The following is a 20,200-nucleotide window of genomic DNA, read 5'->3' on the forward strand; positions in this document are numbered from 1 at the left end:
TAAGTCTCTTCTATACCCCAATCTAGTTGATTTTAAACACTTCAAGTAATAGAATGAACTAATCTAAAAGAAAAGGATGGGCATAAGAGATGCCGTTTAAAGAACCTCGTACACTCAGTAAAAGATCCCTATTATTTTTCTCTCTCATTATGCTAGTTAAAAGTTATTTTGCTTGGTATTTTCTCTTTGAAGACGGGCCTACGTGGACCACATGGCTTAAAGAAATCCCTTTTGTGCTTCTAGTCTTTTGCTTGATTGAATGGTTCGCAACGAAACGAAAAATTGCCATCTACATGCTGGTCAATGTGTTGATCACTACACTATTTTTCTCACTCATTGTATATCATAATCATTTTGGCATTATTGCTACTTCACAAGTATTAGATCAGGTCAAGCAAGTTGGAGCCGTTAAGAAAAGTATTTTCTCGGTCATGCGTCCGCAATATATGCTTATTTTTGTGGATATCATTGTCATTGGTTTGGTCATGTTGAGAAAACAGAAGGCACTTAATTGGAAAAAAGCCATGTCGCGTAAAAGTAACCGGAAAGCGGTTGCGATCTTATTCTGTGTTTCCATCGTCATTTGCGCAATGAATATTTTTCCTAACCGAGCCAGTATGAACGAAACCGTTAAAGCCGAGCAAATGGGCATTCTCAATTATGAAGCTTACTCTCTATTAGCCAATCAAGAAGAAGAACAAATCGACGTCGCTAAGATTACACAAGCAGCGATTAACGAGACCAAAGGAATTCAAGCAACCTCAAATCCGGTTCAATTTGGAGCCGCCAAAGGAAAGAACCTGGTCATTCTTCAGATGGAGTCTTTCCAGAACTTCTTAATCAATCTAAAGATTGATGGAGTAGAAATTACGCCGAATATGAATAAGCTTGCGGCTAGCAGTTATTACTTTCCGCGTTTCTACCAGCAGGTTGGACAAGGAAATACTTCTGACGCCGAATTCATTGTAAATACTTCTTTCTATGTTCCACCTGATGGTCCAGCCACTCAAATGTATGCGCCAAAAGAGCTTCCAAGCTTACCTAAGCTGCTTCAAGCGCAAGGTTATGATACGGCAACATTCCATACCAATAAAGTCGACTTTTGGAACCGTGGCGAGCTTTATACTGCCTTAGGATTTAATCGATATTACGATAAGGAATATTATGGTGAAGAGGACACGGTATTTTATGGAGCTTCTGATGAGGTGTTGTATGAGAAAACAGCTGCAGAGCTAGCAAGGATGGATCAGAAGGATCAGCCATTCTACTCCCATGTTATTTCGATGTCAGCGCATAATCCGTTCTCGATCCCTGAGGATAAATACAAAATGGCCCTTCCAGAACGATTCGAAGGAACATTAGTCGGGGATTATATTCGTGCTCAAAATTATGCTGACTATGCACTTGGACTTTTTATTGATGAGCTCAAACAAAATGGGGTATGGGATAACAGCTTGATTGCATTGTACGGAGATCACCGCGGACTTCCTATCTTCTCTCTAAAAGAGGGCGATCACGTCTTATTACAGGAAATCCTTGGTCATGAATATACGGAACGCGAATTAATTAATATTCCGTTGATCCTATCAGCGACGGGGATTACAACGCCAAGTGTAAAAGAACAGTTGGGCGGTCAAGTGGATATTTTGCCTACTGTATCTAATTTATTGGGTGTTTCTCTTGCGGATCATATTCATTTCGGACAAGATTTATTGAATCAATCAACTTATAACCTACTTCCTCAGCGCTATTATTTGCCAACAGGATCGTTCGTAAATAATGAAGAGCTCTTCCTATCTGGCAGTGGCTTCGAGGATGGTCAGCATTATACCTTATCTGGAGATGGTAACCACACGCAACAAACGACCGAGGATGAGTTCGATCGTGCTTTAGAGCTTCTCCATCTATCAGATAGTTATGTAACACAGTTACCGGATAGAGTAATTGAGGAAAAATAAGCTTATATATATATCAAAAACACTGCACTCACCAAATCGGCGAATGCAGTGTTTTTCTATAGTCATTTTCTTATTCTTTTACGACCAGTTTTAGAGGTGCGGCAATCAGTTTCTCAACCGTCTTGCCATCTAATACGTCTTTCGCTGCTTGAATCGCTAACTGCCCAATTAATGCAGGCTGCTGAGCAACGGTTCCTGTGAGTTTACCCGCCTCAATGGATTTAAGTGCATCTTCATTTCCATCAAAACCGATGACAGGAATATTCTTACCTGAACTCTGAATCGCTTCTATAGCACCAAGAGCCATTTCATCATTATGAGCGAAAACCGCTTGTACATCTGGATTTCCTTGGAGAAGGTTCTCCATAACGGTCAACCCTTTCGTACGGTCAAAATCAGCAGTTTGCTTCGCAATCACCTCAAGCTGCGTGTCGGCAATTTCATGGAATCCTTTCCCGCGTTCACGGGTAGCTGATGCTCCCGGTGATCCTTCTAGTTCTATAACCTTTGCACCTTTTCCAAGTTGCTCTACAATATATTCAGCTGCCATTGATCCACCTTTTACATTATCAGAGGCAACAAGGGCTTTAATGTCTCCCTTATCTGCAGAACGGTCCAAAGTAACGACTGGAATATCTAGACTGTTAGCTGTCTGAACAACCGTCGAGATCGCTGAAGAGTCTACTGGATTGATTAACAGCGCATTTACACCTTTTTGCATTAAATCTTCAACGTCATTACTTTGCTTGGCTGAATCATTCTGCGCATCGATAACGAGAACCTCCATACCAAGCTTCTTAGCTTCTGCCAAAACTCCATCTTTAACAGATACAAAGAACGGATTGTTCAAGGTAGATATGGATAATCCAATCTTCATATTCCCTGGGCCCCCGCCGCTGTTCGGCTTTGCCCACTCTGGAGGCTCTAAGGAACAGCCCGTCATAAGAATCAAGAGTAAGGAAGTAAAAATTAATGTGAGCTTTTTCATGTGGAATCCCCCTTATACGGCTTTCTTACGGTCTATGAGTACAGCAATCGCAATAACGATCCCTTTAACTACCATTTGGTAAAATGATGATACGCCGAGCAAGTTCAAGCCATTGTTCAGAATCCCGATAATAAGAGCACCAATTAATGTGCCTACGATACGTCCACGGCCACCTGTTAAGCTCGTCCCCCCTAATACTACTGCCGCGATCGCATCCAACTCATAGGATGTACCTGCTGTTGGTTGCGCTGAGTTCAATCTAGAGGTCAAGATGGCACCAGCCAATGCTGATAACATACCGGTTAAGGAATAGATCATTATTTTGATGCGGTCTACTTTGATCCCTGAAATAATGGAAGCTTTCTCATTACCCCCAATAGCATACGTTTTACGGCCAAATGGCGTTTTATGCAGTACAATCCACAACACAGCGAATACTATAATCATCGTGATAGCAGGTACAGGTATTCCTAGTAAATATCCACGACCAAACAATTGGAACGTCATGCTGTCACCAAGACCTGTGATCGGATTACCGTCCGTGTATACAAGCGTTAATCCGCGGAAAATAGTCATGGTCGCCAGTGTAGCAATAAACGGCGCCATTCTGCCTTTCGTAATCATCAGTCCGTTGACCATCCCCATCAGTCCACCCGCTAAACAACCCACAACAATAGCTAAGATTGGATCCCAGCCTGACAACATCAAGTTGGCTGTGAAGGCACTGGATAAAGCTAGAATAGACCCTACTGATAAATCGATACCACCCGTTAGAATAACAAAAGTCATCCCAAAAGCGATAAGCGCATTAATTGCGACTTGTCTAAGCAAGTTCAGTATATTAAGGGGTTCCATAAAGCTTGGGTTCAGCACGGTTACGATAATAATTAGAATGATTAGCCCTAGTAATGGCCCTAATTTCTGCGTGATTTGCCCAATTTGGAAACCTTTCTTTACACTCTCATCTTTGATAGTAGTCATTACTATTGCCCCCCTGTAGCTAACGTCATGATTTTTTCTTGCGTAGCTTCCTGTTGTGAAAGTTCTCCACTGATTTCCCCTTCATGAACAACTACGATGCGGTCACTCATCCCTAAGACTTCAGGAAGTTCTGAGGATACCATAATAATGGCGACACCTCGTTCAGTTAATTCGTTCATAAGCTGATAAATTTCCCGTTTTGCCCCAACATCGACGCCGCGTGTAGGCTCATCAAGGATAAGAACACTGAGGCCAATACCAATCCATTTGGCGATAACTACTTTCTGTTGATTACCCCCAGATAAATTCCGGACCAAAATGGATGATGATTGTGTCTTAATGTGTAGCCGTTTAATAAGCATGTCCACGAATTCTTGTTCCTTCTTAGCATTGATTACACCTTTAGGGGCAAAGTCGTATAAATTCGTCAGTACCATATTATCTCGAATAGAGAAATCTAGGATTAACCCCTCATCTTTGCGGTCTTCTGTAACAAAGCCGATTCCAGCTTGCATAGCGTCATTGGGATTCCGAATGGGAATCTTCTGTCCCTTCACCCAAATCTCACCTTGGTCTAATGATTCTAATCCGAATAAGGTTCTCATCATCTCTGTACGTCCAGATCCCATTAATCCAGAGAATCCTATGATTTCGCCAGCTCGCACAGAGAAATTAGCATTTTTAAATTGCCCTTTCTTTGAAGCATTCTTAACTTCAAGAACCACTTCTCCGGGTTTAGAAGTACGCTCAGGGAACCGGTCCGTTAATTCACGACCTACCATCTTCCGAACTACATCGTCAAAATTAGTTTCAGGAATGGGCTTCGTATCTACGGTTTTCCCGTCTCGCATCACGGTGATTCGATCACATATCGTAAAAATCTCTTCCATCCGATGCGAAATATAGACGATAGAGACGCCTTCTTTCTTTAGCGAGGCAATGACTTCAAATAGTTTCTGTATTTCTCTCTCGGTTAATGCAGCGGTAGGTTCGTCCATAACAATAACTTTCGCATGAGTCATAAGCGCTTTAGCGATCTCAATCATCTGTTTTTCACCTACTGAACATTCCCCCGCCTCTTGGTTCAAAGGAATGGTCACAGAGAGCTTAGCAAACTGTTCATTTGCTAACGCTTTCATCTCTTTCCTATTTAACAGGCCGAATTTGGATGTTCGTTCCTTGCCAATGAATAGATTATCCAGAACCGTCATATCTGGCCATACATTCAGCTCCTGATGGATAAATGCGATTCCATATTGTTCTGCCTCTTTGGGATTCGTAAAGTATTTCTCCTGATCATCTATACGAATGGTGCCTTGGTCACGTTGGTGCAGACCGATCAGAATATTCATCAGCGTAGACTTACCTGCGCCATTCTCACCCATCAGGGCATGAACTTCACCATCCTTAAGTTCAAAATCCACACCGGTCAATACACGGTTAGCGCCAAAAGACTTATGAATATCTTTCATCGTAATGTGCATACACTTAGAACCCCCTTTTTATCCAAAATAGACCCCAGCTTGTAGAATACAGTTTGCATACGGCTTAGCTTCACCCGTGCGAATAATAACCTTAGCCTGCATCGTCAGCTGCTTAAATTGCTCATGTGAATATGCTTCTATCGGTATTTCCTTAAATTTATTATTCAAGTATTGAGAGGTGACTTTATTATCAGTCTCTAATTCCTCTGCAACGATCACCTTTTCGATGACCATATCCTCCGAAATGATATCAACGATATCTTGGAAGCTAGGAACCCCTAGTTTAACCGCCAAATCAATCTTCGGAACACCTGGTGGAACTGGAAGCCCCACATCTGCGATGACAATTGTATCAGTGTGGCCTAAGTCAGTAAGCACTTTGGAAATATGACTGTTTAATATCCCTTGTTTCTTCATAACTAAAGATTCGCCTCCACTTCTGCTCTTGTCGGCATACCACCTTGTGCACCAAATTTAGTAACGGATAAGGAAGCCGCTCGATTGGCAAACTTTACACTATCCAGAATGGAGCTGCCTTCAGCTAAAGCAACTGCAAATGCCGCATTAAAAGTATCTCCAGCACCTGTCGTATCTATAGCGTTAACTTTGTAAGTAGGAACCAGAACTTCTTGTTCTCCATCGTAAAATCGTACGCCATTGCTTCCCTCTGTGATAAACAGCTTGTTTGGATATTTCCTTAAGGCATCTGTAGTACTCACCCCAGGGAATAAAATCGTACATTCATGTTCATTAGGTGTCAGATAGGCGGCATTTTCTATAATCGCGTCACTGATGGGACGCGCAGGTGCCGGATTAAGCAGCATAGGGATATTAAATTTATGACAAAGTTCGCTTACAAAAGACACCGTTTCTTCGGGTATTTCTTGTTGGATTAGCACCATATCAGATCCTTTAATAGCATCAAGTGCTCGCTCAACCAAAGCAGGAGTAACTGAATCATTAGCTCCTTTTACAACGATAATACTATTATCACCTTCTGCTAAAATGATGTGAGCAGTACCGCTTTTGGTATGTGTAACCGGTTCCACATTGGTGGTAAGAACCCGATTTCTCTTAAGATTCTCCATGATCTCCGTACCATAGAAATCTTCACCTACACAACCAACCATCATAACTTCTGCCCCTAAACGCGAAGCAGCTACGGCCTGATTCGCTCCCTTGCCTCCTGGAACGGTAGCGAAGCTCTCTCCAAGAACAGTTTCTCCTGCGTGAGGTCGCTTAGATGAGGTTACCACCAAATCCATTGAACAACTTCCAATTACACAAATCTTAGCCATGTCCATCAACCTTTCTTATGTTGTCATCTATTCTTTACTTCTTGTTGTTTCCCGCTCTACAAAGCTGACGGGTAATTGAATGATTTTATCTTCTACTTTATCTTGCTCAATTAACTTAATAAGTAAACCAGCTGCTTCACGGCCCATGTCATGTGCAGGCTGACGGATAGTAGATAACGAAGGTGACAACAGACTGCTGAGTGGGATATCATCGAATCCAATGATTTGGAGATCCTGTGGCACTCTTTTACCTAAGCGATGTGCTTCATGAATAACTGCTGTCGCCACGATATCATTACTGGCAATTACACCATCTGTATCTATATATTTATCAAACAACTCTACAGCCCATTGTTCCGCTTCCGTGTGGGAGAAGGATGAAGTCTGGATCACTTGATAAGTGATTCCCATTTCATCAAGTACTTCAATCGCACCTTGAAATCGATCTTGCGCCGGTTTAATATGCGCCGGTCCTTGCATAACTGTAATCTTGGTGCTTCCCCGTGCAATGATTTCTTGAGCAGCAAGGCGTCCGCCTTTTCTGCCATCTGCATATACGGAGGGACTGTCATTAGAAGTACGGTCAAGAAATACAACCGGAATTTTCAAATTAGAATAAATATCTTTCTCGGGAAAATTGGTTGATGAGATCATGCCAATAACATTATTTTGGATAAAGGTTTGAATATAATCCAATTCCTTTTCCTCGTTCTCATCACTATTACCAAAGATTATCCGATAACCATGCTCCTGCATCCGATCTTCTATCCCACGTGCTAATTGCGGGAAGAATGGGTTCGTAATGTCAGGTAATAGAAGTCCTATTAATTTGGATTTCCGTTTATACAATGACCTTGCAACCTCATTAGGGGTATAATTCATTTCTTTGATAGCTGCTTCAACTTTTTTTCGAGTATCGATATTCACATAACCAGATTCATTTAACACCCTAGAAACGGTTGCCACCGATACTCCAGCTATTTTTGCAACATCTTTAATCGTCATCATGATTCATTTCATCCCCCAATGTGTAACCGGTTACATGTATTACATTAATTAGATTATCATAAAACCGTTTTCATTACAAATCTTTTTTCGTTCCAATATATAACAAAAGATATCGATTGAACTCGATATCCTTAGTGAGGCTAATAAACCAGTTCACAATCATGTTGTTCCCAAACATCAAATAAATTACCATCCAGATCTTCAAATACAAAAAACTTACCATACTCACCTTCGTCACTAATGTTTCCGACTTTCACATCTTCACAACTCAAATTGTTATGAAGTGATACGACAAATGTTTCACAAACCGAGCTGCAGATTTCTCCAAGTCTTTAACTGGGATCACATTATATGCAATACCTAAAATTCTTCCAACCTCCATCGAATACCTCCTTGACCTTAGACTTTTGTCTACTAAAGATCTCTAAAGTCTTTTATCAGCAAATCGATTTAATAGTTTGATTGTATTAAAATGCATCCCTTCATGGTAAAGCGTGAAATTTATGAATTCTCCGATTGTATTTAAGGTTAATCCACTACCCGTTGTAAGAGGGGTTACTTGCTCACTTAAGCGATTGTGCATAGCTTCCTGAATACGTTTGGGTTGCTCCGAAAGCATCTCAATTAACACTTCAAGTGTTGGTGGTTTCTCGCTCCACTCTGCAGGTTTAGTACCTTTTGCAAATAATCGTTCAAAGCTTTCCGGCAATTGCATAAGCTCCCTAGCGGAATGAAAAGCGAACTTCTCTTGCACCAAATAAATATGTCCCAAGTTCCATCTAACGTTGTTATTAAAGCCCTGTGGAATGATATCTAATAGTTCCTCGGAAAGTTCTTCAACTGCACGAACAGTAACACTACGTACAAATTCAATTTGTTTGAACACGATTGGCTCCATCATGGCCCCTCCTATTTTTTATCCATAGTTTACCATGCACGACAACCGAATCCTAGCAGTTAGTACGAATTGTAAAATATCCCTTTACAAAAGAAAATGAATGGTTTATTTTAACATTAAGTCATCATTAAATATTAGTCGTATCATCCCAACATTTAAATTCTATAACGAGAAATATCGGAGGTTATGATGGAAGATAACATGAAAGACACCTTACTTTCGAACATAAAATTTGCGTACAACGAAGCTTTGGAATTCATTGTTTCTATGGGAATGATTGCTTGTGAAGAGCAGTTGCTTAAGGCAGCTGAGGATTACAAACTTGAAATGGACCCACAAGCGTTGTCTTATCATAAAGATGCACGAGCACGGTTGTCACCTCACTCCTACCGAGAACTTCAGTTTTTTTTCCAGTACAACTTTTTTCATAAAGCACTCGATTTTGCTTTCTATGAATCCATTTGCACTTGTCCAGAACCACAAACAGCTGAAGCATGGATAAATCGACTGGAAAAGAGTCCTGCAGAAAAGGTAGTCGCTGAAATGGTATATGGTGTGTATTACGATAAATTAGATGAGTTGCTAGAAGGAAACGATTGGGAAATCGTCAAGAAGGATACCCGCTTAATGGCTGAGCTTGTGGCAAGAACAAAACCGCAGCTGGATGTGATTGAAGCGCAGGGGCCATTACTAGAGTGCCTTGCTTATCCCGAAGAAACTAAGCTACGTTATATGCAGCTCTTAAACCAGTTCTACAAGGATGTCTTTTCACTTTGGAAAGAGGAGTTAAGAAGGGAGTCTGAACAAGCCTCTCAGCGTTATGAAGGTTTGTTCCTAGCGAATCCTGAAAGATTCATTCGTGATATCAACAAAAATGAACCTGCAGTTTATGATGTTCCCACTACTTTTCATGTCAGCTTTTTCTCACAAGTTGGGAATCATGTTCTCTTCTTTTACGCAGGAAGTTCTCGTATCGCTTGGGTTATATTCGGCATTTTTAATGATCATGTATTCGGACCAGCTGCTGATCGAGAGAAAACTGAACTTTTTTTAAAAGCATTCTCGGATAAACGACGTTTAGACTTCTTGCTGCTCTTAAGGAATCGCCCTCACTATGGACAAGAAATTGCATCAGCACTTGGCATAACGCCCGCGGCAGTAACTTATCATGCCAACTTCCTATTTTTTTTAGACCTTATCGAACTAAAAAGAACCGATCATCGATTATATTACCATCTTCGAATGGATAAATTGAGAGAATTACTTGCCGTCACCACAAAAGTCATGCTCGATGAGGAACCTCCTATCTTTTAAGTGAACCACAGCAAATTAAAACCATAGTGGGGAGGGTCTAAATTGAATGGATCTACAAACATAGAAGCAGACTCGATCAAAAAATCCAAAGTAGTTTCTAACACTTTTATGCGTTTACTGAAACTTGGAAAACCCTATTTAGGCTGGTACCTCATATTATGTCTCTTAGCTGCCGTCGTTTCCCTTGCAACAGTTGGGATAGCTGAATCTTTACGACGTATAATCAACGCTGCTACGAATCAGAACATGTCCTTTTTGATGTCTGGTGCTATCTTTGCTCTAGTAATCGTTATTGTAGATGCTTTAGCCAGCTTCTTATTGACTTATTTATCAGGTGTGCTTGAATTCAAGTCGACCTCCAAGCTTCAGGTATCACTGCTAGCTAGATTATTAAACGTACAGATGAAAGATTTGGATCGTTATCATTCTGCTGATCTCATTAGTCGTATCAATGATTCTGCCCCAGCTGCTCAGCAAGGTATCAATCAGAAGACCATTGAACTATTCAGTAATCTGATGCAAATTACATTTCTCCTAACTTATCTGCTCTCACTCCAATATGTCTTAACGCTCGGAACTATATTGATTTGCTCGCTTGTTCCACTTGTGATGATTCCCTTCACTTCCCGCCTACGTTCCATGCACGAGCAAAGACAGCAAATTGAAACCGCTCAACAAATGTTTATTCAAGATACGGTACAGGGTGCTGAGGTTGTGCGTGCCTTCTCCCTTGCACCTAAGCTGCATAATCAATTCACACAACGTGTTAGGCAATATTTCAACATTCATTTACCTGTCACACGCTTAGAAGCTGTGGGCTATAATATGCCCTTTGCCGTTATTCTTAGTGGATTGCTATATGTTCTCTCCTACGGCGGATATCTAGTTATCCAAGGGAGATTGGATGTGGGAGCAGTGGCGGCATTTCTGATTTGTTTCGAGCAAATTACAAACCCTGTATCAAAGCTGGCTAATCTATGGACAGAATTACAAGCCTCGCTGGCGCAAGGTAAACGATTGTTTGAAGTCATTGATTTACCAGAAGAAGACGCAAGCCGTGAATGTAATCAGGAAGATTCTCATAATGAAACGCCGATGAATAACAACCAAGCAATTAGTGGCTTGTACCCTATCACCTTTGAGAATGTAGGTTTTCATTATGGTAATCATCAAGTATTAACTAACGTTAATCTAACCATAGAACCAGGTAAAGTAACTGCGTTTGCCGGTCCTAGTGGCAGTGGAAAAAGCACCCTCCTTCAATTAATACTCGCAACCTATGAACCTAATGAAGGGGTCATCCAATCTGGTAAGTTGCCGTTAAGCAGCATTCCCCCTCGGTCTTGGCGTAATCATTTGGCTTATGTTTCTCAAGAGCCTTATCTGTTCACTGGAACTCTATATGAAAATATTGCATGGGGAAGACCTGACGCAACCTATGAAGAAATTATTAAAGCAGCAAAAAGTGCGGGGATACATGAATTTATTATGAGAACCCCCCTTCAATATCAGACTTCCATTGGGGAACGGGGCCATACCTTATCTGGCGGTGAAAGGCAGCGGCTATCTATTGCCAGAGCGTTTGTCCGAGCGCCTAAGCTTCTCCTTCTTGATGAACCCACAGCTGCACTTGATAGCCATAATGAGGAGATTGTCGGCCAGGCCCTGCAAGAACTCATGCATGATCGTACAACGGTTGTTATCGCGCATAGACTATCTACCATCAGAGATGCAGATCACATTTATTATATGGAGGCGGGTTCTATTGTTGAAGCTGGGACTCATCTGGAGTTAATGACTTTACAAGGACAGTATTACAATATGGTTGAGACCTCAATGAAGAAGGCTGATATTTCTACTCTGGTCAGGGAGGTAGAGATATGAATGAGATGGAATCCAAGAATCTAAAATTGGGGTATGCTCTGCGTAGATTAATCTCTTACGCTAGCCCTTATCGAATTGGATTTATTGTGGCTGTACTCCTGCTCTCTGCTAAACTCGTAATGGACATAGGATTTGCAGCCATTCAGCAAGTATTTATTGATACGATCAACAACGCCAATATGGATGCATTAGCACGTATAACTGTAATCTGTGCCATTGCTTGTGTCATCATTATCTGCTGTCTTATGGTGCAGCATTACTTCCGCTTTGTTATGCAAAGTCGGATGGCTTGGGATATTCGTGCGAAGCTGTTTGACAAAAGTCACCGACTTCCATTCCGTTACCTTCAGTCCATGCATTCAGGTGATTTGACTTCTCGTAACACTAAGGATGCAGGGATGGCCATGGGGATGATAAACAGCATTGTATACGATCTAGGCTATAATCTACTTCTCTGTTTCATTTCCTTTCTATATTTGGCTAAAATGGATGTCTGGATCGCCCTGTTAGCTCTCGGATCGGGCCCCCTTGTTTTTCTTTCCGGACGTTTCTTTGATCGCAGATTACGAAAATTATCTACTCAAATATATGCAAAAGAGGCGGAATTACGAGGAATCTTACAAGAAACGCTTCAAGGAATGAAGGTCGTCAGAGCCTTTTCGCTTGAAGAAACTCTCTTAAATAAATATGCGTTAGAACGTGAGAAGTTAAGAAGAATGCAGCTGCGAAAATCGCTTCTAAATGGTCTCTTATGGCAATCTTCTGCCTTTATCAACAATCTCGTAATGGTGACATGCGCCGCTTTAATTGCGTTATCAGCTCTAAGTGGCGGAACATCAGCAGGTGAAGTACTCGCTTTTATTATTTTGATGGGGAGGGTTCAATGGCCTTTTGTCCATATGTCTCAAACATGGGGAGGTGTCCAGGAGGCTTTAGGTGCAGCTGACCGCGTATTCGCTATACTTGATGCACCTGATGAAGGAGTTACTCATCCTTTGCCAGAATCCAGCTCATCAACATTCGCTTCCGTAGAGGTAGCTGCATTACAAATAGAGGATGTCCACTACAACTATTCGGGTAAAACGGATAATGAAGCCTCCCTATTTACAGGGCTTAATATTCATATACAACATGGAGAAACTATCGCGGTTGTCGGGCCAAGCGGGTCAGGGAAGACGACGCTCGTTCGATTATGTAATGGACTTTATGAGCCTACTGCAGGAAGCATCACGGTTTATGGAAAGTCTGTACATGATCAGCTTGAAGAAGCACGTGCAATGATTACCTATGTTCCCCAAACCCCTTATTTGTTCTCAGGAACTATACGAGACAATATCGCCTTCAGTACTAGTACAGCTAGCGAAGAGGATATTCGAGATGCCGCTCGGCTCGCAGGTGCAGAAGAGTTTATTACGAAGATGCCCCATGGTTATGACACTATCCTAGGTGAACATGGATCGACTTTATCTGGTGGACAAAGACAACGCATAGCCATTGCCAGAGCTTTTCTTCGTGATGCTCCACTCCTACTTCTAGATGAAGCAACTTCCGCACTCGATAACGAATCTGAGCGAATGATTCAGCAATCTCTTGATTTGTTAATGAAGAATCGAACCACATTGGTTATTGCACACAGACTATCCACCATACGTGAAGCATCTAGAATTATCGTATTAAATCAGGGTTCGATTGTTGAGGAAGGTACACATGAGTCTTTATTAGAAATGAATGGGCTATACTCACAATTATATAACATTCAATTTAAATCTCTGAAGCAGAAGACATTAGTGCACCTGAGTTGCTTCAATTACATTCCAATCTTTGATCTCAGTTCAATGCATACATCGTAATTCATAAGTTATTTTAATCAAGGTGTATGCGTTGGAACCGAGTATAAATTATCCTCTTCTTTTAATCGTTTCATGACGAGCTTAATAAATGACTGGATATAGCTTTCTTGAAGCTCTTTCTTTCTGTGGCTCATCCATATCGAATGCTTAGAGACTACATTTTCCACTTCGACCTTGGCTAACATACCCTGATCAAGATAAGGCTTTGCTAACAACGCAGATACAAAACTAATCCCATAACCGGCAATCACGGCTTGAATAACCTCATTTACTCCATTAAATTGCAGTTCGATCTTCGGTTGTTGTACCTTTCTTTCTTCACATAATTGTACAATTCTCTCTCTGGCTGCACTACCTTCCTCCCTCATAATAAATGCCTCAGCCATCACTTCCTCAAAGCTAACCTCCTGCTTGGCTAAAGAATGATTTGAAGAAACTACGAACACATACTCGTCCTTGTACAACTCACGATGTTCGAACACCCCTGTATGATGAGAAGGAAACGCCATATCACTATAAATCGCCACATCTGCTTCAAAGTTATTTAATTGTTCCATGACTTCATGAGAATTAGCAGTAGAGATCTGAATTTTAACCTCCGGAAAAGATTGTTTGTATAATGATGCCCACCGGGGGATGAGTATGCTTGTGGCCAGGTAATTACCTGCAATCCGAATATGGCCCGCAGGAAATTTATGATAATCCTCAATAATCTGCTGTACCTGTTCACCCATAGCAAATAACTTTTCAAGTGGTTCGATCAGTTTTCTCCCAATCGGTGTTAGCACCATTCTCTTTCCTATGACCTCTAATAATACGATATTATTCTCCCGTTCAAATTTGCGGATCTGCGCTGATATAGCGGGTTGACTGATGTGCAAACGTTCAGAGGCTTTGGTCACACTCCCTGTTATTGCAACATAATAAAACAATTTTAATACATGATAGTTCATCCTGATTTCTTCCTAACTATATAAAATAAAATCATTGTTTAACGGACTTTCGGCTTTCTTACTATAACTATACATTATGGATATTAACTATTATATATTGTTTATTTATAATTATTTATCTTATACTTACAACTATTCAAAAGGGAGGTTTCGTTAATGAAAGAGACAGTATTATTTCTAACCCGTCACGGGCAGACCGAATGGAATTTGCAGAAAAGAATGCAAGGACATCAAAATTCAGCGTTAACAACCTTGGGTGAACAGCAAGCGGAATGGTTGAGAGAACGTTTGGAAGGTGAGAATTTAGGAGCCATTTATTCTAGTACTAGTCCAAGAGCATTGCATACTGCGCAGATTTTACGAGGAAATCGGAGTTTACCGATTCAACAGCAAGCTTCATTAATGGAAATTAACATGGGCATTTGGGAAGGAATGAACACAGATCAGATTGAACAAGAATATCCATTACAGTACACCCATTTTTTCACCAGACCTGATCTTTTTATTCCTCTAGCCCCAGGTGAGACCTATAGTCAGCTTGAACAAAGAGTAACGCCGACTATTGAGCGTATCATTAACGATAATGAAGGACATGAGGTACTTATTGTCACGCATCGGATGACCCTGAAAGTCATTATGGCTCATTTTCTCAATAAATCATTGCAGGAATTAGGGGAACTACCGGATATTCTCTCTACAGCATTGTGTAAAGTAACCCTAACTGACAACAATACAACTATCGATCTGTACGGCGATACTTCACATTATCAATGAATCCTTCTCAAAAATAAAAAAGGAAACTCCGATTTAAATGGGGTTCCCTTTTTAGACTTCAATTTTAAATTTCCACACTTTTGATTGTAAAGCTGCGGACCTTCATCCATTTTCCTGAAATAAATTCGTCAATTGTTTTCGTCTTCGGTCTAACACAAAAACGATGCTTGCTCCCTTTATCAAAACCAACCGCTTCAAAAATCAGGCCGTCACCTATTTGCTCCTTAAAGAACACTTGCTTAAGTCCCAATCTATTTAACATTTCAAGCTTTACACTTTCGATATATGTGCGTGAATACTCCTTAGACATATGTGTTCCTCCTAGTAGTGGTAGTAATATTATAAGTTCAATATTAAGAAAATCAACTGAAGATCACATAATCACAAAAAGAAAAAAGCCAACCCATAGTCTATGGATTGGCTTCTACTGTATAAGTTGATTACGAAATTATTTAACTTCTGTTGTTCCAGTCACTTTTCCATCAATAACAGCTGATGTTTTCAGATCTTCGCTCGCGAAGTAGAGGTTACCATCAATAGTGGCGGTTTCAGGCAGAGTAAAGCCTTTCGCTTCTACATAAACATCGCCTTTAATCGTTCCGCCTTCAACTTTCAAATTCTCACTTTGTACTGTAAACTTTGGTACGGTTAGTGTATAAGTAGCAGTGATCTTGTGATCAGCATCTTGCGAATAAAGGGCAATCTTACGGTAGATATCGCCATCTGCGGCTCCTTTATTACGGAATTCTCCAGCTACAACAACCTCATCAGGAATCGTTACATCATTTAGAATCGCAACAATCCAGTTTCCATCTTTGCTAACAGCCTTAGTAAATGCATCTGCTTGATTCACGATCGAAGCTGTAGTGACAGCATCTGTCTGCTCAGCAGCCGGAGCTGAAGTTGCCGCCGAATTAGTTGCTTTATCCTCATTTGCTCCACAACCTGCCAATACTGCTACCGAAACCCCAGCCACTAAAATCATTTTAAATAGTCTCATTTTCGATTCCCCCTAATTTTGATTATGAATTAATTATATATTAAAATTCTTAATAATTAAGTGAATAATTTCACAAATTTGTGTCAGTATCTAAAGCGGTTTCACAGCGCGCTCTCTTCCCGATTAAGATTCGTTCCCATGAGTCACACCTCTTCTCGCTGACTGATTTAGTTTCTTAAATCTATTTACCCAAATTATAAAAATGAACACAAGCATCATTTGCTTCTTGGTATAAAGTCAATCGTTGACTCTATTCAAGTGTTAATGATAATATTTGGAAATAAATATCTCAGCAAGGGAGAAGTTTACTGGTGAAAAAGACTACAATGAAAGACATCGCGCTACAAGCAAATGTCTCCGTTGCGACTGTAAGCTATGTTCTGAACCGCGTCGATAACCAAACCATTCCTGAGAAGACCCGCAATCAAATTCTGTCACTTGCCGAAGAACTTCATTACATTCCTAATCTAGCAGCCCGTTCGCTTGCCAATAAAAAAACGGGATTAGTAGGGGTACTTGTCCATAATTCTGCTTATATGCCACCTTGGAAACTCTATGCCCAATTCACATTTATTCGTGCTTTGGAACAGCGTTTAACGGATGCCGGATATCATACGCTGCTATATTCTCTTGGTACTGACCATCCTTCTCTGAATATCATCGTTGAAAGAAAGCTCGAAGCCGTCTTTCTGATCGATGTGCACGATGAATCCTTCTATTCGATTTCCAAACATTTTGTAGAAGGTATCCCCTTGATTTTGATCGACAGCATGATTGAAGATAAGCTGTTTAAGCAAGTTCTTTACAATTATCGTTCAGCTCTACGGAAGGTAATGCCGGAGGATCTTTCACAGGTTTGTTTAATTATGGAGAGCTTCAATAACTCCCTGCTCACTAACTTTATCCAAGATAGTCTTCCTTTACCTGAGAAAGCAATATTCAAAGTTCAAAATATGGAAGAATTGAATACAATCTTATCGGAGGGGATCTACAAAGAGGCCATAGTTATTAATGAGTTTATCGGAAGTTGTGTTGAAAAATCCGGGGTATTCGCACGTCTTTCTGTTCTATGTACCTGTAATTGCCCAGAAATGCTTGGAGAAGACGTTCAGAAATTCATATTCACTGGGGATAAATCAGCCACTGCTTTTGAACTAATGCAGGAGTTGTTACATCGTCCTGACTACTCCAAACAAGAGAATAATCGTTATTTTGTTGATTAATTTTTTTTCGATATTCACTTAAGCGTTTAAGTCGAGAGGAGAGTTACCCATGACAGATCCTGTATTAGCAAAACATGCATCCACCACCGCTCAATCCTATCCAACCCTTTGGGGAAACCGGAGATTTATGCTGCTACTCAGCTCCTATTCCATTTCTTTGTTTGGAAATACCTTTCACAGCATTGCTTTAAGTTTATGGGTACTTCAGACGACCGGAAGCGCTAAAATGATTGCCATTATTACGATAATCAATCTATTGCTCAGTTCTTTACTCGGATCGATAGGAGGCACACTCGCAGACAGGATCAATCGCAGAACCATTATGTTAATCACTGATTTGATAAGCTGCGGTCTAGCAGTTACGCTTGCTCTGACCATTTCCATGTCTTCTACATCATTCATTATCGTGGCAATATTAACGGGACTTACGACAGTCTCAGCATTATTCCAATCCCCTGCGTATCAAGCTTCAATTACCACTGTAGTTGGAAAAGAACATGTGCAAAAAGCAGTCGGGATTCTGAACCTGTCGGAGAACATCTGTAGGACGATTGGGTATTCGGCTGGAGGTGTTTTTGTAGCAAGTTTTGGAGCGGCAGATGCCATATTATTTGATGGAGCTACATTTTTCGTTTCCTTTCTACTAGTTCTTGTTGTCCGCTCCCTTCCACTCCCAAACCGAGTGAATACCGGACCTAAAGAAGAAAGAAAATTCACACAGGATCTTGCGGATGGCGTTCGTTATATTTGGAGATACCCCTTCGCCCGAGCAATAATCATCATGCTTCCTACGCTCACTTTGTTCTTTATGCCTTCACTGATGCTAACGCAAGTTATGGCCGTCAAAGTATGGAATTCTAGTCCCTTTCAGTTTGGACTCATGGAAGCCTGCATTCCTCTAGGTTATATGATTGGTTCCAGCATGATCTTGTTTCTCGGCTCCAAATTAAAGAATCGCGGCTTCTTTATCATGACTGGACTGCTGTGTCTGGGTCCCCTGTACCTCCTGTTATCGTTCGTCACTACTGCTGCCTTAGCCATTCCCATCATTCTTCTAATTGGCTTTATGTTCTCATTCTGTACATTGCTGATAAATACAATCCTCAGACTGGAAGTTTCGGAGGATATACAAGGTAGAGTCTTCGGTGTACTTGGCTCCATTATGAGTGTAGCGCCCTCAATTGGTCTTACAGCTGTTTCATTCCTGTCCGATCACTTCAGTCCAGCCCCTGTCATGGGTTCCATCGGAGTCCTGCTACTACTGTTTGCTTTATTAACCTTGTCCAAGTTAAAGGTGATTCGTAATTATAAGTAATTTTAGAACATATCTTATGACCGTTATCGCCCGTTTCTCCTAATAACGCGCCTATTATGAAGCTCGATCAGTAATTGAACAACTATAATGATCAATAAGAAGATTCCCACGACACCTGTTAAAAATGGATAAATTAGAGGGAAAAATACACTTGGATAACTTTTAGTAATATCCGAATAGTAGCCCATACCCATAAGTGATGTACCCGAGAACTCGATAAGCTTCACCCCTAGATGATTGTCACTTCTTTGAGCATAACTCAGCACCTTTTCTTCTATACTGCCATCATGTGAGATCGTGATTATTTTCCATTTTCTCTTTTCCATCGGCTGACTATCATCTGTAAGTCTTTGGACTATATTAATTTCTTTCTCGCCAGTCTTTCGATCCGTAACAGTAAGGATATCTATCCATGAGAAATATCTGCTTCCTCGTTCCCGATTAGACAACCATATTTCATCAGGAGTTGAGATTTTTTGACCATTTAATAAAAACTGAACTTTCACAATATCTCCAGGCGGGACACTCTCCTCTTCATCCCAAAGTGTCAATTCTGCTTTCCTGCCTGTATTTTCTTCTTGGATCTTAATATGCTTATCATCAACCGTTAGTTCTTGAACGTTTAACGTGTTATACCCTTTCTCAGCATGGTTGATCTCATAACGCTGATTGATTTGATCTGAAATCATATACTCACGGATATAGTTGAACAATGGGCTGAAAGAAATCGCTAGCAAGAAAAATGAAATCACCGATAAATAAATTATTTTTTTCATAATGAATCCTTGTGAGCGATCGTCAGCTTGAAATTTTGTCTTGAGCCACCTTCGAGGCCATTTGGAACCCCATCCTGCAAAGGAAAGAAACCAAACTTCTGATAAAATCTTCTAGCAGGTTGACCCTCTGGATGATCCTCACCAAATGTAGTAACGAATATCTCTGCTGGGGTTTCGATACTTTCGAGAATATTGTTAAGAAGGGCTGTCGCAACTCCTTTATTTCTCTCTATGGCTGAAACAGATAACCAACCAATCTTGTAATTAGGGGCATTGGATGAAGAGAATAACACAGCTCCAAGTAATCTTGAACCTGGCGAACCATTGTTTTCTCGTACACAAAAAGCGCTTTCTCGCCTGATATTTTTTTCTAACGCTAGAGTAAAATTCGGATCATCTACCATCGGCCCAAAAAGGGACTCCACCTCTGCCGCCAGCTCCAGCCATCCTCTTATATCCTCCATAGTAGCGTTTACTACATTCATAAATAAGTTCT

20 protein-coding genes are annotated in these 20,200 nt (G+C 40.8%); 7 read left to right on the plus strand and 13 right to left on the minus strand.

The genetic code is table 11. The features are described from left to right. Nucleotides 1-89 precede the first annotated feature (89 nt). On the plus strand, nt 90-1,958 hold the full coding sequence (locus NST34_RS21315; protein ID WP_341128729.1) for an LTA synthase family protein: 1,869 nt from the start codon (nt 90-92) through the stop codon (nt 1,956-1,958). Between the two features lie 70 nt (nt 1,959-2,028). Here the strand turns inward: NST34_RS21315 and rbsB are convergent, their stop codons facing one another. The 8 genes from rbsB to NST34_RS21355 form a co-directional block, all read right to left on the minus strand. Beyond that, nucleotides 2,029-2,946, minus strand: a complete 918-nt coding sequence (gene rbsB, locus NST34_RS21320; RefSeq protein WP_076286607.1) for a ribose ABC transporter substrate-binding protein RbsB — start codon at nt 2,944-2,946, stop codon at nt 2,029-2,031. A gap of 12 nt (nt 2,947-2,958) precedes the next feature. Continuing rightward, nucleotides 2,959-3,927, minus strand: a complete 969-nt coding sequence (locus NST34_RS21325) for an ABC transporter permease subunit (protein ID WP_042189841.1) — start codon at nt 3,925-3,927, stop codon at nt 2,959-2,961. Nucleotides 3,928-3,929: 2 nt separating this feature from the next. Continuing rightward, on the minus strand, nt 3,930-5,411 hold the full coding sequence (locus NST34_RS21330) for a sugar ABC transporter ATP-binding protein (RefSeq protein WP_341128730.1): 1,482 nt from the start codon (nt 5,409-5,411) through the stop codon (nt 3,930-3,932). A gap of 18 nt (nt 5,412-5,429) precedes the next feature. Continuing rightward, nucleotides 5,430-5,828, minus strand: coding sequence for a D-ribose pyranase (gene rbsD, locus NST34_RS21335; protein ID WP_076286605.1), 399 nt, complete (start codon nt 5,826-5,828; stop codon nt 5,430-5,432). Nucleotides 5,829-5,830: 2 nt separating this feature from the next. Beyond that, nucleotides 5,831-6,709, minus strand: coding sequence for a ribokinase (gene rbsK, locus NST34_RS21340; RefSeq protein ID WP_149646930.1), 879 nt, complete (start codon nt 6,707-6,709; stop codon nt 5,831-5,833). A gap of 27 nt (nt 6,710-6,736) precedes the next feature. Beyond that, the gene (locus tag NST34_RS21345) at nt 6,737-7,717 is read right to left on the minus strand and encodes a LacI family DNA-binding transcriptional regulator (RefSeq protein WP_341128731.1); all 981 of its coding nucleotides are present in this window, start codon (nt 7,715-7,717) and stop codon (nt 6,737-6,739) included. A 73-nt stretch (nt 7,718-7,790) separates the two neighbouring features. After that, on the minus strand, nt 7,791-7,946 hold the full coding sequence (locus tag NST34_RS21350) for a hypothetical protein (RefSeq protein WP_341128732.1): 156 nt from the start codon (nt 7,944-7,946) through the stop codon (nt 7,791-7,793). 195 nt (nt 7,947-8,141) lie between these two features. Further along, nucleotides 8,142-8,618: a DinB family protein gene (locus NST34_RS21355; protein ID WP_305953493.1), complete on the minus strand. Its 477-nt coding sequence runs from the start codon at nt 8,616-8,618 to the stop codon at nt 8,142-8,144. 183 nt (nt 8,619-8,801) lie between these two features. Between NST34_RS21355 and NST34_RS21360 the strand changes: the two genes are divergently transcribed. Genes NST34_RS21360 through NST34_RS21370 form a run of 3 tightly spaced genes read left to right on the plus strand, consistent with a single transcriptional unit; the run spans nt 8,802 to nt 13,663 of the window. Then, nucleotides 8,802-9,929, plus strand: coding sequence for a helix-turn-helix domain-containing protein (locus NST34_RS21360; protein WP_341060147.1), 1,128 nt, complete (start codon nt 8,802-8,804; stop codon nt 9,927-9,929). A gap of 42 nt (nt 9,930-9,971) precedes the next feature. Further along, nucleotides 9,972-11,813, plus strand: a complete 1,842-nt coding sequence (locus NST34_RS21365) for an ABC transporter ATP-binding protein (protein ID WP_341128733.1) — start codon at nt 9,972-9,974, stop codon at nt 11,811-11,813. Continuing rightward, the gene (locus NST34_RS21370; RefSeq protein WP_341128734.1) at nt 11,810-13,663 is read left to right on the plus strand and encodes an ABC transporter ATP-binding protein; all 1,854 of its coding nucleotides are present in this window, start codon (nt 11,810-11,812) and stop codon (nt 13,661-13,663) included. The genes NST34_RS21365 and NST34_RS21370 overlap by 4 nt, the downstream gene beginning before the upstream one ends. A gap of 17 nt (nt 13,664-13,680) precedes the next feature. Here the strand turns inward: NST34_RS21370 and NST34_RS21375 are convergent, their stop codons facing one another. Next, the gene (locus NST34_RS21375; RefSeq protein WP_341124613.1) at nt 13,681-14,616 is read right to left on the minus strand and encodes a LysR family transcriptional regulator; all 936 of its coding nucleotides are present in this window, start codon (nt 14,614-14,616) and stop codon (nt 13,681-13,683) included. Nucleotides 14,617-14,772: 156 nt separating this feature from the next. Here NST34_RS21375 and NST34_RS21380 point away from each other — a divergent pair, with 156 nt between their 5' ends. Then, nucleotides 14,773-15,390 (plus strand): histidine phosphatase family protein, encoded by a 618-nt coding sequence (locus NST34_RS21380; protein WP_042189861.1) that lies wholly within the window; start codon nt 14,773-14,775, stop codon nt 15,388-15,390. A 64-nt stretch (nt 15,391-15,454) separates the two neighbouring features. Here the strand turns inward: NST34_RS21380 and NST34_RS21385 are convergent, their stop codons facing one another. Together NST34_RS21385 and NST34_RS21390 are read right to left on the minus strand one after the other, a co-directional pair. Further along, complete coding sequence (locus tag NST34_RS21385) at nt 15,455-15,700, minus strand: hypothetical protein (RefSeq protein ID WP_042189863.1); 246 nt, start codon at nt 15,698-15,700, stop codon at nt 15,455-15,457. Between the two features lie 138 nt (nt 15,701-15,838). Beyond that, nucleotides 15,839-16,390, minus strand: coding sequence for a polymer-forming cytoskeletal protein (locus NST34_RS21390; RefSeq protein WP_341124612.1), 552 nt, complete (start codon nt 16,388-16,390; stop codon nt 15,839-15,841). Between the two features lie 311 nt (nt 16,391-16,701). On the opposite strand from NST34_RS21390, the gene NST34_RS21395 reads away from it, so the two are divergent. Together NST34_RS21395 and NST34_RS21400 are read left to right on the plus strand one after the other, a co-directional pair. Beyond that, complete coding sequence (locus NST34_RS21395) at nt 16,702-17,613, plus strand: LacI family DNA-binding transcriptional regulator (protein WP_076286597.1); 912 nt, start codon at nt 16,702-16,704, stop codon at nt 17,611-17,613. Between the two features lie 49 nt (nt 17,614-17,662). Continuing rightward, nucleotides 17,663-18,928, plus strand: coding sequence for an MFS transporter (locus NST34_RS21400; RefSeq protein WP_341128735.1), 1,266 nt, complete (start codon nt 17,663-17,665; stop codon nt 18,926-18,928). Nucleotides 18,929-18,951: 23 nt separating this feature from the next. Here the strand turns inward: NST34_RS21400 and NST34_RS21405 are convergent, their stop codons facing one another. Together NST34_RS21405 and NST34_RS21410 are read right to left on the minus strand one after the other, a co-directional pair. Next, entirely contained in the window at nt 18,952-19,704 is a 753-nt protein-coding gene (locus NST34_RS21405) for a hypothetical protein (protein ID WP_341128736.1), read from the minus strand. Further along, entirely contained in the window at nt 19,701-20,189 is a 489-nt protein-coding gene (locus tag NST34_RS21410) for a GNAT family N-acetyltransferase (protein ID WP_341128737.1), read from the minus strand. Before NST34_RS21410 ends, NST34_RS21405 begins: the two co-directional genes overlap by 4 nt. Nucleotides 20,190-20,200 lie beyond the last annotated feature (11 nt).

Source organism: Paenibacillus sp. FSL H7-0714 (genome assembly GCF_038003765.1).
Taxonomy (GTDB): Bacteria; Bacillota; Bacilli; order Paenibacillales; family Paenibacillaceae; genus Paenibacillus_AQ.